The 14,678-nt window shown below is 68.4% G+C and carries 14 protein-coding genes and 1 tRNA gene; 8 read left to right on the forward strand and 7 right to left on the reverse strand.

All coding sequences use genetic code 11. The features are described from left to right. Positions 1-32: 32 nt before the first annotated feature. Positions 33-1,151 carry a metallophosphoesterase gene (locus OXS49_RS14625; RefSeq protein WP_267425175.1) on the forward strand — a complete coding sequence of 373 codons (1,119 nt, stop codon included), beginning with the start codon at positions 33-35 and terminating at the stop codon, positions 1,149-1,151. Positions 1,152-1,197: 46 nt separating this feature from the next. Here OXS49_RS14625 and OXS49_RS14630 read toward each other — a convergent pair whose 3' ends face one another. Then, positions 1,198-1,845: a TetR/AcrR family transcriptional regulator gene (locus tag OXS49_RS14630; RefSeq protein ID WP_243998116.1), complete on the reverse strand. Its 648-nt coding sequence runs from the start codon at positions 1,843-1,845 to the stop codon at positions 1,198-1,200. A 55-nt stretch (positions 1,846-1,900) separates the two neighbouring features. Continuing rightward, a complete protein-coding gene (locus OXS49_RS33640; RefSeq protein ID WP_267425176.1) occupies positions 1,901-2,557 on the reverse strand; it encodes a hypothetical protein in 657 nt (218 codons plus the stop codon). Here OXS49_RS33640 and OXS49_RS14640 point away from each other — a divergent pair. Genes OXS49_RS14640 through OXS49_RS14650 form a run of 3 tightly spaced genes read left to right on the forward strand, consistent with a single transcriptional unit; the run spans position 2,522 to position 6,565 of the window. Continuing rightward, on the forward strand, positions 2,522-3,394 hold the full coding sequence (locus tag OXS49_RS14640) for an HlyD family secretion protein (RefSeq protein ID WP_267425177.1): 873 nt from the start codon (positions 2,522-2,524) through the stop codon (positions 3,392-3,394). The two genes, OXS49_RS33640 and OXS49_RS14640, sit on opposite strands and share 36 nt — an antisense overlap. Then, on the forward strand, positions 3,391-4,965 hold the full coding sequence (locus OXS49_RS14645) for a DHA2 family efflux MFS transporter permease subunit (RefSeq protein ID WP_267425178.1): 1,575 nt from the start codon (positions 3,391-3,393) through the stop codon (positions 4,963-4,965). The genes OXS49_RS14640 and OXS49_RS14645 overlap by 4 nt, the downstream gene beginning before the upstream one ends. Before the next feature lies 1 nt (position 4,966). Then, on the forward strand, positions 4,967-6,565 hold the full coding sequence (locus tag OXS49_RS14650) for an efflux transporter outer membrane subunit (protein ID WP_267425179.1): 1,599 nt from the start codon (positions 4,967-4,969) through the stop codon (positions 6,563-6,565). A 32-nt stretch (positions 6,566-6,597) separates the two neighbouring features. Here OXS49_RS14650 and OXS49_RS14655 read toward each other — a convergent pair whose 3' ends face one another. The 3 genes from OXS49_RS14655 to OXS49_RS14665 form a co-directional block, all read right to left on the reverse strand. Beyond that, entirely contained in the window at positions 6,598-6,861 is a 264-nt protein-coding gene (locus OXS49_RS14655; protein ID WP_346016947.1) for a hypothetical protein, read from the reverse strand. Positions 6,862-7,165: 304 nt separating this feature from the next. Next, positions 7,166-7,239: transfer RNA gene (locus tag OXS49_RS14660), tRNA-Gly, on the reverse strand. Between the two features lie 44 nt (positions 7,240-7,283). Next, complete coding sequence (locus OXS49_RS14665) at positions 7,284-8,126, reverse strand: 3-keto-5-aminohexanoate cleavage protein (RefSeq protein ID WP_243998107.1); 843 nt, start codon at positions 8,124-8,126, stop codon at positions 7,284-7,286. Positions 8,127-8,299: 173 nt separating this feature from the next. Here OXS49_RS14665 and aroQ point away from each other — a divergent pair, with 173 nt between their 5' ends. The 3 genes from aroQ to pyrC all read left to right on the forward strand — a co-directional run bounded on the left by aroQ (position 8,300) and on the right by pyrC (position 10,681). Beyond that, positions 8,300-8,749 (forward strand): type II 3-dehydroquinate dehydratase, encoded by a 450-nt coding sequence (gene aroQ / locus OXS49_RS14670; protein WP_243998105.1) that lies wholly within the window; start codon positions 8,300-8,302, stop codon positions 8,747-8,749. A 140-nt stretch (positions 8,750-8,889) separates the two neighbouring features. Beyond that, on the forward strand, positions 8,890-9,591 hold the full coding sequence (locus OXS49_RS14675) for an orotate phosphoribosyltransferase (RefSeq protein WP_243998103.1): 702 nt from the start codon (positions 8,890-8,892) through the stop codon (positions 9,589-9,591). A gap of 10 nt (positions 9,592-9,601) precedes the next feature. Next, positions 9,602-10,681, forward strand: coding sequence for a dihydroorotase (pyrC, locus tag OXS49_RS14680; protein WP_267425180.1), 1,080 nt, complete (start codon positions 9,602-9,604; stop codon positions 10,679-10,681). Between the two features lie 163 nt (positions 10,682-10,844). On the opposite strand, the gene OXS49_RS14685 is transcribed toward pyrC, so the two are convergent. Then, positions 10,845-12,089, reverse strand: a complete 1,245-nt coding sequence (locus tag OXS49_RS14685) for a cellulase family glycosylhydrolase (RefSeq protein ID WP_267425181.1) — start codon at positions 12,087-12,089, stop codon at positions 10,845-10,847. Continuing rightward, the gene (locus tag OXS49_RS14690; protein WP_267425182.1) at positions 12,086-13,264 is read right to left on the reverse strand and encodes a DUF1972 domain-containing protein; all 1,179 of its coding nucleotides are present in this window, start codon (positions 13,262-13,264) and stop codon (positions 12,086-12,088) included. Before OXS49_RS14690 ends, OXS49_RS14685 begins: the two co-directional genes overlap by 4 nt. Positions 13,265-13,388: 124 nt before the next feature. Between OXS49_RS14690 and OXS49_RS14695 the strand changes: the two genes are divergently transcribed. Beyond that, entirely contained in the window at positions 13,389-14,615 is a 1,227-nt protein-coding gene (locus tag OXS49_RS14695) for a glycosyltransferase family 4 protein (RefSeq protein WP_267425184.1), read from the forward strand. The last annotated feature ends 63 nt before the right edge of the window (positions 14,616-14,678 follow it).

Here is a 14,678-nt window from a genome sequence, read left to right on the forward strand (position 1 = left end):
TTCCGGTTGCCGCCTGGTCCATGTAGCCGGCCATGATCCGCCTGATCCCCAGCCTGCCCGCCGTCTACGTCATCGCGCGGGTGGTGTGGCCCCTGCCGTGGCCGCTCGCGCTCAGGCTCGGCCTCGCCGCGATCCTGCTGGTCGCCTCCCAGTACCACCTGTGGAGCCGCCTCTCCTCCGGATCGGTCTTCGCGCCGGAATTCCCGCGCCCGGTGGTGATCCTGTTCAACGGGGTGTTCGGCGCGATCGCGTTGGCGGCGCCCCTGCAGCTCGCCCTCGATCTCGTCGCCCTGGCGTCCCTGGCCCTGCCCGGCGGCGGCTGGGCGATCCCGACCGCGTGGCGCCTTTCTGTCGGCTTCACGGCCGTGCTCCTCGCGGCGGTCGCTGTGCGGCAGGCCGTGCGCGTGCCGCCGTTGAAGGATGTCCCCGTGACGATCCCGGGCCTGCCCCCCGGCTTCGACGGCTACACGATCCTGCACCTGACGGACCTGCATATCAGCCGCCTGTTCCCGGCCGCCTGGGCACGGGCCGTGGTCGCGCGCGCCAACGACCTCAAGGTCGACCTGATCGTCGTGACGGGCGACTTCATCGACGGTTCACTGGAAGCCCGCCAGACCGACGTCGAGCCGTTGCGCGGCCTGCGGGCGCGAGATGGCGTCTGGGCCGTGCCGGGCAACCACGAATACTTCTTCGATTTCGACGGCTGGATGCGCCATCTGGCAGGGCTGGGAATCCGCATCCTCTCCAATGCCCACACGGTCCTGCAGCGCGACGGCGGCGCGCTGGTGTTGGCCGGCGTCACCGATCGCTCGGCGCGCGCAACCGGTCACCCGGGTCCGGACCTCGACGCCGCCCTCGCGGGTGTACCTGCAGGTGCGCCGATCGTACTGCTGGACCACCAGCCGGCGAACGCCGCGCGGAGCGCGGCGCGCGGCGTGGCGTTGCAGCTCTCCGGTCATACCCATGGCGGCATGATCCGTGGCCTGGACCGGCTGGTGGCGCGGGGCAATGCAGGGTTCGTCTCGGGCGCGTACCGGGTCGGGACCATGCTGCTCTACGTCAGCAACGGCACCGGTCTCTGGCCCGGCTTCGCCCTCCGCCTCGGGCGCCCGTCCGAGCTGACGCGGATCACCCTGCGGAGGGCCTCCTGAATCCGCTCCCGCAGTGTCATGATCGTCGCGCCCGGCCGTCGTCGGATCAGGCGGCGTAGCTTGCCGTGAACACCCGGACCACCTCGGTGACGTGGGCTGCAATCTGCGGCGGGTCGATGGCGAAGCTGTTCGGCGTGAACAGCATCACCGGCAGGAACTTGCCAACGATGCTGCCGGTGAAGATCTCCGCCGCCCGGGCCGGATCGTCGCCCGTGAAGGCGCCGCGCGTCCGGGCCTCCGCGAGATAGAGGGTAAGCTTCTGCAGGGTCCGGCCGGGAGCCATCGCGTAGAACGCCTCGCCGAGGGCCGGATGCCTGTGAGTCTCGTTCACGATCATGCGAGCCAGGGCAGCCACGGTCGGGCTGCACATGCATTCGAGCAGTGCAGTGCCCACCGACCGCAAGACGATCGGCATGGGTCCATCGCCCTCCAAACTTGCGTCGAGTACCTGCCGGACCTCATTATTGCGACTGGTCACCACTTCGATGAACAGCTCTTCCTTGCTGCCAAAGTGCCGATAGAGCGTCTCTTTGGAAGACCCGGCCACCCCGGCGACCATCTGCATCGTCGTCTCAGCGAAGCCGTGCTGGAGGAATACCTGCTCGGCGGCCTGGGCGATCTGCGCCCGGCGCCGCGCCCCACGCGGAATCGGACCGCGCGTCGCCCTCGAGTCGACCTCTGCGGCGCTTGACATCGCTCCGTTCGCCCCTGCACATCCGAACCGCCGGGTTCGGTTACGTCAACTGTCCTTACGGCAAGCGAACCGCGCGATCGAGTGTTCCCATCGACCGCGCTCCCGGTAGGGTGTGCGAATTCACGTGATGACCGACGATGATGCGGAAAGCGGCCGTTGCCCCTACGCCCGCCCGCACGAGCGCCGCGACTACATCGAACTCGGATCCGACGCCGACGATCAGGGCCGGCGCGCGGCGCGCGCCTCCGCGTTCGGACAGCGGGGCGGCGATCAACCCGTAGACGACGCGTCCGCCGATCGGCGCCGCTCCAGTGGAACCCGGGACGCGGCCGACGACAGGCCCGAACGCGGGCGTCAGACGGGTCGCCAGGACAAAAGTCGGCAAACGGACGATGAGCCCCGCCCGGCCCGGGGATCGGACAGCCGGAACGGCGACGGTGAGGGTCAAGACAAGGACCAGGATACCGGCAGGAATCCGGGTTCCGGCAAAGATCGGGACGTCGAACGCCGCCGCAACCGCCGGCCGATCGTATTCGGAATCGCCGGCCTCGTCCTTCTGCTGATGATCGGTGGCGGCCTGTATTTCTGGCTGACGACACGCGGAAAGGCGTCGACCGACGACGCCTATACCGACGGCAACATCGTCAGCATCGCACCCCAGGTGGCTGGGCAGGTCGTGTCCCTCGAGGTTACCGACAATCAGTTCGTCCACAAGAGCGACCCGCTGTTCCACATCGACTCCCGCCAATACGTCTACCGGCAGGAGCAGGCCCAGGGTCAGCTCGACGCGAATGCGGCGCAGATCGCCAACCAGAAGCTCGGTGTCGAGATCGCCAGGAAGAACTTCCCGGCCGCGTTGGCGCTCGCGCAGGCGAACCTCGCCTCGGCCAGGGCCAACCTTGCCCTGCAGCAGGCGAATTACGACCGGCAGAAGAGCCTGCCGAGGCTCGCCACCACCCAGCAGGACGTGGACACCACGGCCGCGAACTATCAGCAGGCGAAGGCGCAGGTCGAGCAGGCCGAGGCGCGGGTCACCCAGGCGATGCCGGTCCAGCAGAATATCGGCCAGTCCCAGCAGCAGGTCGATCAGCTCCAGGGGCAGGCCGAGCAGGCGAAGGGCCAGCTCGATCAAGCCATCCTCAACGTCGAATGGAGCGTGGTGCGCGCACCCCAGGACGGCTGGGTGACGAAGCGCAACGTCAATGCCGGCGACTACCTTTCCGCCGGCCAGCAGGTGATGTCGCTGGTCACCACCGACGTGTGGGTCACGGCCAACTACAAGGAGACCGAGCTCGACGGAATGCACCCCGGCCAGCAGGTCACCATCACGGTCGACGCCTATCCGAACCTGGACCTGCACGGCCACGTCGAGTCGATCCAGCGCGGCTCGGGCTCCAAATTCTCCGCCTTCCCGGCCGAGAACGCCACCGGCAACTTCATCAAGATCGTCCAGCGGGTGCCCGTGAAGATCGCGATCGATTCCGGGCTGCGGAAGGACGAGCTTCTGCCGCTTGGCATCAGCGTCGAGCCGACGGTGCTGCTGAAATGAGCGCCGATCCGAACCAGGGCTGGAAGCCCGCCTACAATCCCTGGCTGATCGCCATCACGGTGACGCTCGCCGCCTTCATGGAGATCCTCGACACCACGATCGTCAACGTGGCGTTGCCCTACATCGCCGGCTCGCTCGCCGCCTCCGGCGACGAGGCGACCTACACGCTCACCGCCTACCTCGTCGCCAACGGCATCGTGCTCACCATCGCGGGCTGGCTGTCCGACACGATCGGGCGCAAGCGCTACTTCCTGATCTGCATCGCGATGTTCACGGTGTCGTCGTTCCTGTGCGGCATCTCGCAGAGCCTCGGGCAGATCATCGTGTTCCGCCTGATGCAGGGCTTCTTCGGCGGCGGCCTGCAGCCGAGCCAGCAGGCGATCATCCTCGACACGTTCCCGCCGGCCAAGCGCGGTGCGGCCTTCGGGGTGACCGCGGTGGCGACCGTGGTGGCCCCGGTGCTCGGGCCGACGCTGGGCGGCTACCTGATCGAGCATCTCGACTGGCGCTGGATCTTCTTCGTCAACGTGCCCGTCGGAATCCTGGCGGTGATCGCCAACGGCTTCTTGGTGCAGGACCCGCCCTCCGAGCAGGAGAAGCGCAAGACCAAGCGCGGCATCGACTATATCGGCCTGTCGCTGATCGTGATCGGCATCGGCTGCCTGCAGATCGTGTTCGACCGCGGCGAGGATGACGGCTGGCTCGGCTCGCCGTTCATCCGGATTATGGCGACCCTCGGCGTGCTCGGCGTGTTCGGCGCGATCTGCTGGCTGCTGACCGCGAAGAAGCCGATCATCGACCTCGACGTGTTCAAGGACAAGAACTTCGCCATGGGCTGCGTGCTCATCGGCGCCATGGGCTTCGCGCTCTACGCCAGCGCGGTGGTGATCCCGCAATTCGCACAGACCGTACTCGGCTACACCGCGCTGAAATCCGGCCTGATCCTGTCGCCGGGCGGGCTCGTGGTGATCGTCCTGATCCCGATCGTCGGCCAGATCATGAAGGTCGTGCAGACGCGCTTCATCGTCATGTTCGGCTTCACCCTGATGGGCGCGGCCCTGTTCTATTCGAGCCGGCTCGCCCCCGACATCGACTTCAAGACCCTGGTGCTGATGCGCTCCCTCCAGACGGCGGCGCTCGGCTTCCTGTTCGTGCCGATCTCGACCATCGCCTACCTGACCTTGCCCCAGAAGTACCGCAGCGACGGCGCGGCGCTGTTCTCGATGTTCCGCAACGTGTTCGGCTCGCTCGGGATCTCGCTCTCGACTGCGGCCATCACCGAGCGCACGCAGGCCGACCAGGCGCACCTGGCCGGATTCATGACGCCGCTGCGCTCCGGCTACAACACGCTGATCCAGGAGAGCGAGCACACCCTCCGCTCGCTCGGCCGCGCGGCGTCCGTGGTGCATCAGCAGGCGGTGGCGCACACCTACCAGACCTACATGAAGCAGGCGCAGGTCTTGGCTTACAGCAACGTTTTCCAATACACGGCCATCGTCGCGCTGATGGTCGTGCCGCTCTGCTTCCTGATCTCGGGCAAGACCGCACAGGGCGGTGGGGGCGAACACTGACATGGCCTCCCGCATCATCACCCCGTGGTTGCGCGGCGGCGCGGCCCTCGCGCTTTCCGGATTGGCGGCCTGCACGATCGGCCCGAACTTTCTGCCGCCGGCCGCGCCGCTGACGGAAGCGAGCGACTACCTCGATACCGGCCTGCCGACCCGGACCCCACTGCCGCTGCTCGCCCGCACCAGCGCGGAGGAGCCGGCGGTGGCGTGGTGGCTCGCCTTCCGAGATCCGGTGCTGGCGGCGCTGGAAGAGCGCGTCGCCGCGCAGAACCTCGACGTGCAGACCGCCACGGCGCGGCTGTTCCAGAGCCGGGCCCAGCTCGGCACCGCGGCGGCGGCCGGGCTTCCGACCCTGAACGGCCAGGGCAGCGCCTACCGGCAGCAATTCAGCAAGAACGGCACGATCGGCCTTCTGTCGGGCTCCCTTGGCGGGGTCACGGGGGGCACCGACCCCACGGCGCCGCTGACCAACGGCTTCGAGAGCTACACGCTCGGCTTCGACGCCTCCTGGGAACTCGACCTGTGGGGCAAGGTCCGCCGCTCCGTGGAATCCGCCCAGGCCCAGGCGGATGCCTCCGCGGAGCAGCGGCGCGACGCCCTGGTCTCCAGCCAGGCCGAGCTGGCGCGCGATTACGTGCAGCTGCGCGGGACCCAGGAGCAGATCCGGATCGACCTCGCCAACATCAAGGTCAACGAGCAGATCCTCGACGTGGTGCGGATCCGCCAGCAGCGGGGTCTGGTCACTGGCCTCGACACCGCGAACGCCGCCCAGCAGGTCGAGGCGATCAAGGCGCAGCTGCCCCAGCTCCAGCAGCAGGAGATCCAGCAGATCAACGCCCTCTCGCTGCTGCTGGGCGAGCCGCCGCTCGCTTTGTCGCAGGAGCTGGTGTCCGGCCGCGCGATCCCGCCGGTGCCGCCCCGGATCCCCGTGGGTGTTCCGTCGACGCTCGTCCTGCGCCGCCCCGATATCCGCCGGGCCGACGCCAACCTGCACGCGGCGGTCGCCGAGATCGGCGTCGCGGAGGCGCAGTTCTTCCCGAGCGTGACGCTCTCGGCGAGCCCGGTCGTCAACGCGGTCGATCCGGGCAAGATCTTCCGGGGCTCGTCCCTACAATACATGAATGTCGGGCCGTCGCTCTCCATCCCGCTGTTCGAGGGCGGGCGGCTGAAATCGAACCTCGTGCTCCAGCGCGCCCGCCAACAGGAGGCGGCGATCGCCTACCAGAAGGCGGTGCTCCAAGGCTGGCACGACGTGGTCAACGCGCTGGCCGCCCTGAAGGGTGACGAGGGCCGCCGCGGGCGGCTGGCCCGTCAAGTGGCGGATGCGCGGCAGGCACTGGCTTTGTCCCGGGCTCGCTACACGCAGGGTGTCGAGATCTTCACCACCGTCCTCCAGGCCTCGCAGACCGTGCTGCAGGCCGAAACCAACCTCGTCCAGGCGACGGCGGCGACGTCGACCGACTTCGTGGCGCTGTCGAAGGCCTTGGGCGGTGGCTGGGAAGCGACCTTCCCGGCCGGCCCGACGCCACCGCTCGACCTGTCGCGGGTCTCGATCCCACCGGGCGATCTGACCCCTGTCGGGGCCGGCGCATCGAGCAACTGAGAGTTCGGGGAGATTTTCAGATGGGCGGTGATTCAGGGATTGCGCGATGCCTTGGCATCGGCGCCTGCGATCACGCGTCCGACCGTCGGCACGAGCGGCAGAGGCAGGCCGAAGCGCAGGCCGTCCACCTCGACATCGACGGCGCTCTCGGCGGAACGGTGCATGATCGCCGTGGTGTTGCGCAATCCGTGACGCAGCCCGTCTGGCGCACCCGCTACGTCCAATAGCCGACGCAGGCGGGCATTGTCGGCCTCCAGGGCAGCGAGCCGATCCTCCAAGTCAGCTGGATCGGTCATGCCGACACTCCGCGGCGGTTGAACCAAGCAGACCTACCAGCAGGCGTGCGGGTCGCCGCCGTCGGGGATGTGGCCGGAACGCATGATGATGCGACGGCCCGGAACGGGGGACCCGCCAACCTCCATCCGGACGGCCGCCGAGAGCGGGACGTAGCATTGCAGCTTCCGGGCGAAAGGGTTCGGCATCGCTATCTGACCGACAGGTACAAACGCCGGTCTACGCTCGCAAGCGGTCGATGCGGAGGCCCGGGGCAACGGACCCGCAGCTGATGCGTGGCGCGTCCTTCTCGGGTTGGGATCGGCGTGGAGCGGGTACCGGGAATCGAACCCGGGTATTCAGCTTGGAAGGCTGCTGCTCTACCATTGAGCTACACCCGCGCGGGCGGACCGTTAGCACGCTGGCCCGCGCGTGAGAAGGTGGTTCAGCCCAAACCCAGCGCGGCGCGGGCCTCCGCGGACGTGGCCACGCGGCGGCCATGGCGAGCCACCGCTTCGTCGGCGAGGCCGACGAGCTCGGCGTTGCTGGCCGCCAGCCGGTCCTTCGTCACCCGGATGTTGTCCTCCAGGCCAGTCCGCACTGCGTCGGCGCCGCGGGCGAGCGCCCAGTCCATCACCACCGCCTGGTTGCGGCCGATACCGGCAGCCGTCCAGGTCGCCTCGGGGAGGATCCGGCGGGTCTCGGCGAGCAGGATGTCGAGCAGGTGCTCCTCGGCCGGCATCGCGTTCTGCACGCCCATCACGAACTGCACGTGCGGGCGCGCGTCGATCAGGCCCGCCTCCACCAGCCGCTTGGCGCCATGCAGATGCGAGAGGTCGAAGATCTCGATCTCGGGCCTCACGCCGTATTGCTTCATCTGGCCGGCGAGATCGGTCACGAGGCTCGCGGCATTCTCGTAGACGATCGTCGGGAAATTGACCGAGCCCGTGGACAGGGAGGCCATGTCGGGCCGGTGCTTGAGCGACAGGCCGCGGGCGGCGGGATCGCGGCCGCGCCCGCCCGTGGAGAACTGCACGATCATCCCCGGGCAGTGCTTGCGCAGCCCCTCCTGCACGGCGGCGAATTTTTCCGGATCGGACGAGGGGGATTCGTCATCGTTGCGCACATGGATGTGACACAGGGTGGCGCCGGCCTCGAAGGCCTGATGGGTCGACTCGATCTGCTCAGCCACGGTGACCGGAACGGCCGGATTGTCGGTCTTGCGCGGCACCGAGCCTGTGATCGCCACTGCGATCACAACGGGCGCGTCGCTCCGGAATGCTGCCATCCGTCTGTCCTCCCTGTCCCGTCCCCTCGCCGTCCGGGATAGCGCCGCCGGGCGAGGATCTGAACCGACCGGCGGGCGCACCGGGCCTGTCTGCGGGACATCTCGCGTCGGATGACAGCCTGCCCTTGTGTCTTGCCGACGCTTGCCGCACCTCTCAGGCGGCGAGGCAGACGATGAACGACACGATCCTGGTCCTGAACGGGCCGAACCTGAACCTGCTCGGCAAGCGCCAGCCGGAGATCTACGGGCACGAAACGCTGGCCGATGTCGAAGCCCTGTGCCGCGAGACCGCCGCCGGATTCGGGCTCACGGTCGATTTCCGCCAGAGCAACGCCGAGCACGTGCTGATCGACGCGATTCATGAATTCCGGGTCGGATCGGCCGGCATCGTGATCAACGCCGGGGCCTACACCCACACTTCCGTGGCGATCCTCGACGCGCTCAACACCTGCGAGGTGCCGGTGATCGAGTGCCACATCTCGAACGTCCACCGGCGCGAAACTTTCCGCCACCATTCCTACATCTCGCTCGCCGCCACGGCGGTGCTGGCGGGGTTCGGGACGCACGGCTACGCGCTCGCCATCCGGCATATCGCGCATCTGCGCGCTGGCAGGACTGCGTGAAGCGCGGATAGCGCGCCGCGCAGGGTTGACGCTGGCCGAGACAGGGCGGAGGAGGGCGGTCAGGCCCAATTCAACGCGTTCTCTCCGACCGGACTGGTCTTCAAGCCCCGGAGAGCACCCAAGCGGAGCGCGCACGCCGCATGACCAGCCCCTTCCTGCCCCTCGACCGGGACGTCATCGCCCGCGAGACGGCCAAGATGTTCCTCGAGATCGGCGCGGTTCTCTTCTATAAGGACGAGCCGTTCAAGTTCACCTCCGGCTGGGCGAGCCCGGTCTACACCGACAGCCGAAAAATCATTTCGTTTCCGCGCCTGCGCTCGACGCTGATGGACTTCGCCACCGCCACGATCGTGCGCGAGATCGGCTACGAGAGGCTCACCCACATCGCGGGCGGCGAGACCGCCGGTATCCCCTTCGCGGCCTGGATCGCGGACCGGATGATGCTGCCGATGCAGTACATCCGCAAGAAGCCAAAGGGCTTTGGCCGCAACGCGCAGATCGAGGGCGAGATCGTCGAGGGCGCCCGCACGTTGCTGGTTGAGGACCTCGCCACCGACGGGCGCAGCAAGGTCAATTTCTGCAAGGCCCTGCGCGATTCCGGCGCCCAGGTCGATCACTGCTTCGTGCTGTTCTACTACGACATCTTTCCCGACAGTGCGGCGCTGATGCAGGAGATCGGCATCAAGCTTCATTATCTCACCACGTGGCGGGACGTGCTGACAGTTGCCAAGGAGATGGGCACCTTCGACCCAAAGACGCTGGACGAGGTCGAAAGCTTCCTCAACGCGCCGGCCGCGTGGTCCGCCGCCCATGGCGGCATCTCCGCCTTCGGTCAGTCCTGAAAGGTCCGCGATGAGCGTCGCCGACCTGTTCCCCGCCGAGCGCCAGGACACGAAGACCATCGAGCGGATCACGATCCGCCGCCCGGACGACTGGCACATCCACCTGCGCGACGGCGCGATGCTGAAGGCGGTGCTGCCCTATACGGCGGCGCAGTTCGCCCGGGGTATCATCATGCCGAACCTCGTGCCGCCGGTGACCACGGTCGCGGCCGCGCGGGCCTATCGCGAGCGGATCCTGGCGGCCCTGCCGGCCGACATGGATTTCACGCCGCTGATGACCTGCTACCTGCGGGACGACACCGATCCGGACGAGATCGAGCGCGGCTTCAAGGACAAGGTCTGGATCGCCGCCAAGCTCTATCCAGCGGGCGCGACCACGAATTCGCACGCGGGCGTCACCGACCTTCTCGGGATCGCGCCCGTGCTGGAGCGCATGGAGCGGATCGGCATGCCGCTGCTGATCCACGGCGAGGCGACCGACCCGGAGATCGACATCTTCGACCGCGAGGCCGCCTTCATGGAGGGCAGCCTGATTCCGCTCCTCGCCCGTCATCAGGGCCTCAAGGTCACCGTGGAGCATGCCACCACGGCGGAGATCCTCGACGTGGTCCGGGAGCACGCGAGCCGGTGCGCGGCCACGATCACGCCGCACCATCTCGTGATCAACCGGACCCACATCTTCCAAGGTGGCCTGCGCCCGCACCTGTACTGCCTGCCGGTGGCCAAGCGCGAGCGGCACCGGCTCGCCCTGCGCAAAGCCGCGACCTCGGGCGAGGCCTGCTTCTATCTCGGCACCGACACGGCCCCGCATGTCCGCGGCGCCAAGGAGGCGTCCTGCGGCTGCGCGGGGGTATTCTGTGGGCCTTCCGCGCTCCAGACCTACGTGCAGGTGTTCGACGAGGAAGGGGCGCTCGACCGGTTCGAGGGCTTCGCGTCGCTCAACGGCGCCCGGTTTCACGGGCTGGAGCCGAACGCGGCAACGGTCACGCTGGAACGGCGGGAGAGCCGCGTCGCGGAGGCGGTCGCGGTTGAGGACACGGCGGTCGTGGTGTTCCGTGGCGATGAAACGCTGCCCTGGGCGGTGGCTTAGGCACTCAGGGCAGCAGCGAGAACGACGTATCATATCCGAGCGTCGATGCGTGTGGAGCGAAGCCATCCGGGGCGATCCCACGCTTCCCGATGTAGCGCCACTTTGCATCGCTGGGCTTCGCCCGTGATGGCGGAGCGCTATCGGCCCCCCATCGGAAAGCGTCTTACGGTTCAATCTTGAGGCCCAAAGCTGGTAGCAGCGCAGGATCGACTGCGTGCGCTTTGTCCATCAGGCCGAGCCCGTCGAACAGATTCCAGAACGACCACCCGAAACCCGCTCGCTCCGCCGTCAGCCGCACGTCGCGGAGATAGGCGGCCCGGTCGATGGGCCGCGCAGCGGTGTAGCGGGCGTCGGTGCGCAGGGCGCCGAACTCGCCCATCAGCACGTTCCGGCGCGGGATCCCGTAGAGGTCGGCCCAGGTCGCGACCGGGTCCATGGCGGCGGTAAGGAAGGCCGGTCCTGGCTCGGCATCGCCGTACTCGCGCAGCTTGGCCTCGATCTCCGCACGGTCGCGGGCCTTCTCGGCCTGCGCGACCGACCGGTCGGCCTCCATGCGGGCCGACACCGCCTTCAGCGTCTCTGGCATGCGCGCGCGCGTCCCTGGCCAGGGCACGGCGTTGAGCCAGCGATAGAACGGCTCTTCGATAAGCCAGGTCGCCCCCTGATGCGAGAACAGATACGGCTCGTAGAAGTGGAAAGTGTAGAGCAGGGGCGCAAATCGCGCGAGCGGCGCCGGGTCGAGGGCCGTCAGGCCGGCGACGAGGCTGCCGCATGAGCCCGTCGCCACCAGGGTGAGCGCTGGTGCCGCCGTCCGGGCCGCGGTCAGAAGCCTCTCCTGAACCCGATTCCACGAAAGGGCACCGCAGGCCTGCGGCGGCTCGTTGACCGGCTCCAGCGCGACCCGGTCAACTCCCTTGCGAGCACACAGGCGGGCCAGTTCGGCGATGAGATCCCGGTAGGCCGGAAACAGCGGCGCCCGATCTGTGCCGTAGAACGCCTCCGGCGTGTAATGATGGGTCGCCGCATTCGCCTGAACGTTAAGCACGACGCGGAGGCCGGCCGCCAGCACCGCATCGATTGCCGCTGACAGGTTGCCGAGGAGTTCGGCCCGGCGGGTTCCCGTGAAGGCCACGAACGGGCCGGGATCGAGCGGCAGGCGCGCGAAATCGAAGCCGACGGCGGTGAGTCGCATCAGGTCGGCACGGGTCGGGACAGGGCGATCCGCCTGGAAGGGCGGCCAAGCGTAGTCGATGCGCGGGGCCGGATATTCCGTGGTGAGCGAGAACCAGGGCCAGAGCGAGATGCCCCGGCGCAGCGGAATCGGCGCGACGGCGCTTCGGGCCGGCACCGCCCGTGCGCCCAATGCAGCGAGGCCGCCCGCGAGCAGCCTCCGGCGACTGGCCCTCACCCGCTCGCGCCGGCCGTGGCGCCGATCGGCTCGGCGAACGGCACCTTGACGCGCTCCGCCGGGGGATAACCTCCGACCCGCCGCACCTCGTCTTCATAGGCCGCCAGCACGTCGCCCCACCGGAAGTCCTCGGCACGCCGCCGGGCCGCCGCGCGGGCATGCGCGACCGCCTCCGCCTCGTCGAGAACCTGCTCGATCGCGACGGCACAGGAGTCGACGTCTTTGAAGTAGAACTGCGCGTCGCCGGCGGTTCCCCGGTTGAACGGGTTGGCGTGGGCGATCACCGCGTTGCCCGCCCACAGGGCCTCGACCAGTGACGGGTTGGTGCCGCCCACCGAGTGGCCGTGGAGATAGGCCAGCGCATGGATCCGCAGGGCCTGGACCTGATCGGGCTCGTAGATGGGGCCGGGAAACAGAACCTCCGGGGAGGCGGCTTCCTCGACGGCGCGATGATAGCGGTTGTGCACGCACATGGTCCCGAGAACCACGAGGCGGACACCCCGGGGCCGGCGCGAGAACGCCTCGACGATCGTCAGGATGTTGTTATCGGGTTCGATGCGGGCGATCGAGACGAGGTAGCGCCCGGCCTCCAACCCAAGCGGCGGTGGCGCAATCTCGTCGGACGGCGGGTCGCCCCCGTAGGGAATCGTCGTGATGGCCCGGCGCGGGCGCCGCGTGGCCAAGTGGTCGGCGATGGCTGGATGGTCCGCGACGAGCCGGTGCGAGGACCACGCGGCGATCCACTCGCTGACGTAGAAGTACGCCCGGATGGGCCGCGACCATTTCGGGCGGCGCCATTCGATCCCGTCCATGTTGGTCAGGATCCGGCCGCCGCTGGCGCGCAGATAGGGCAGGAAGGCCGCGCCGTTGTAGCCGAGCACGAGGCAGACGCCGCCACGCCGGGCCGCATCCCAGGCGCAGAACGCGTCGAAGGCCAGGGTCGCGGCCGGGCCCTTCAGCCCTACTTCCACGGTGATCAGCTCGATCCCGTTCCAGACCCGCGACGAGATCCGCGTGCCGACCCGCTTGACCTCCCGCTGGCAATACACGCCAACGCACCAGCCACGAACCGCGAGGTAACGGGCGAACCGCTCGGCAAAAGTTTCGAACCCACCATGTGCAGCCGGGATCCCGCGCGTTCCTAGAATTAGCACTGCGGGTATGCGGTCCGGCATTGTCCTTCCTTCCAACTACGGCGTTTATATTATAAGAGGACATGCCCGCCAAGCGACCCAATGAAATATCAACCATCGGTTTTCCAATTTGCCGACAGTTAATCCAGCGGTAGAGGATTCGATATTGCACACTGTCGCCGCCGCACTGGCTGACGAGCGAGGTGTTCCGGTGGCCGCCGGAGCGCAAGACGCGTCCGCGCTGACGATCACCTGCGTGCATCAGGGTTTCGAGCTCTATGGATCGGACCGCTGCTTCATCGAGACGGTCCGCACTCTCCGTGCTGCCCATCCGTCCGCCCGGATCGATGTGATCCTGCCGCGCCACGGGCCGATCGTGCCGGCTCTGGAACCCTTCGCCAGCCGCGTCGTGATCGCGCCGTTGTGGATCCTGCGGCGCAAGAATCTGGCGCGGCGCTGCATCGTCGCCCCGATAGCTCTGCCGGTCGCAGTTCTGCGCGCGCTGCGGCGGATCCGCGGCAGCGACCTCGTCTACATCAACACGACCGTGGTGGCCGATTACCTGCTCGCCGCGCGGCTTCTTCCTGGGCGGAGCATCGTCCACATCCACGAGATCCCGGAAGGCGCCGTGTTGAAGGTCCTGCGCGGGCTGATCCGCTGGAGCAGGGCCGACGTGGTATTCAACTCGCACGCAACCGCCCGGGCCTACGCGCTGCCGGCGGGGACCGGCGCCCGGGTGGTCTACAACGGCATCGCCGCGCCGGCCGCGATGAACCGGGGCGGGTACGACGGCCGCCGCCCGCTCCGGGTGCTGATGCTGGGGCGCATCAGCCGGATCAAGGGACAGGATGTGCTGATCGAAGCCGTGGCCGCGCTGCCCGAGGCGCTGCGGCGGCGGATCGAACTGCGCATCGTCGGCAGCGCGTTCGAGGACGCGGCGCGCGAACGCGCCCTGATGGAGCAGATCGCGGCAGCCGGCCTGTCGGATCAGGTCACCCGCGAACCGTTCGTGGCCGATCCGGACGCCCTCTACCGTTGGGCCGACGTGGTGACCATGCCGTCGCAGCGCCCGGAATCCCTCGGCCGGGTGGCGATCGAGGCCATGGCGTACGGCGTCCCGCCGCTGGTGACGGCGATCGGCGGGCTGCCGGAGGTCGTCGAACACGGGCGGACGGGGTGGATCGTCCCGCCCGGCGGCCCCGAACCGATCTCGCGGGCGCTCGCCGGCATGATCGCCGACCCGGCGACGTGGCGCGGCTTCGGCCAGGCGGCACGGGCGCGCTACGAGGCTCTGTTCTCGGAAGCGTCCGCGGCCGAGGGCATCGACGCCGCGGTGCGGGCGACCCTGCGGCGATCGAGAGCCGGGTCTCGCCCGGTTCTTCCGATCGGCTGAGCCGGGAAGCCGAATCGAATCGCTGCGGAAACCGGATCGCGCGGTGTGTTGCATGGAGCCCGA

The organism is Methylobacterium sp. GC_Met_2 (genome assembly GCF_026540795.1).
Taxonomy (GTDB): domain Bacteria; phylum Pseudomonadota; class Alphaproteobacteria; order Rhizobiales; family Beijerinckiaceae; genus Methylobacterium.

Excerpts from the sequence above, each read along its gene's own strand:
- OXS49_RS14650 (WP_267425179.1), top strand. The coding sequence starts at position 4,967 with ATGGCCTCCCGCATCATCACCCCGTGGTTGCGCGGCGGCGCGGCCCTC.
- pyrC (WP_267425180.1), top strand. The coding sequence starts at position 9,602 with ATGAGCGTCGCCGACCTGTTCCCCGCCGAGCGCCAGGACACGAAGACC.
- OXS49_RS14675 (WP_243998103.1), top strand. The coding sequence starts at position 8,890 with ATGACCAGCCCCTTCCTGCCCCTCGACCGGGACGTCATCGCCCGCGAG.
- OXS49_RS14655 (WP_346016947.1), bottom strand. The coding sequence starts at position 6,861 with ATGACCGATCCAGCTGACTTGGAGGATCGGCTCGCTGCCCTGGAGGCC.
- OXS49_RS14690 (WP_267425182.1), bottom strand. The coding sequence starts at position 13,264 with ATGCCGGACCGCATACCCGCAGTGCTAATTCTAGGAACGCGCGGGATC.
- OXS49_RS14665 (WP_243998107.1), bottom strand. The coding sequence starts at position 8,126 with ATGGCAGCATTCCGGAGCGACGCGCCCGTTGTGATCGCAGTGGCGATC.
- aroQ (WP_243998105.1), top strand. The coding sequence starts at position 8,300 with ATGAACGACACGATCCTGGTCCTGAACGGGCCGAACCTGAACCTGCTC.
- OXS49_RS14645 (WP_267425178.1), top strand. The coding sequence starts at position 3,391 with ATGAGCGCCGATCCGAACCAGGGCTGGAAGCCCGCCTACAATCCCTGG.
- OXS49_RS14630 (WP_243998116.1), bottom strand. The coding sequence starts at position 1,845 with ATGTCAAGCGCCGCAGAGGTCGACTCGAGGGCGACGCGCGGTCCGATT.
- OXS49_RS14625 (WP_267425175.1), top strand. The coding sequence starts at position 33 with ATGATCCGCCTGATCCCCAGCCTGCCCGCCGTCTACGTCATCGCGCGG.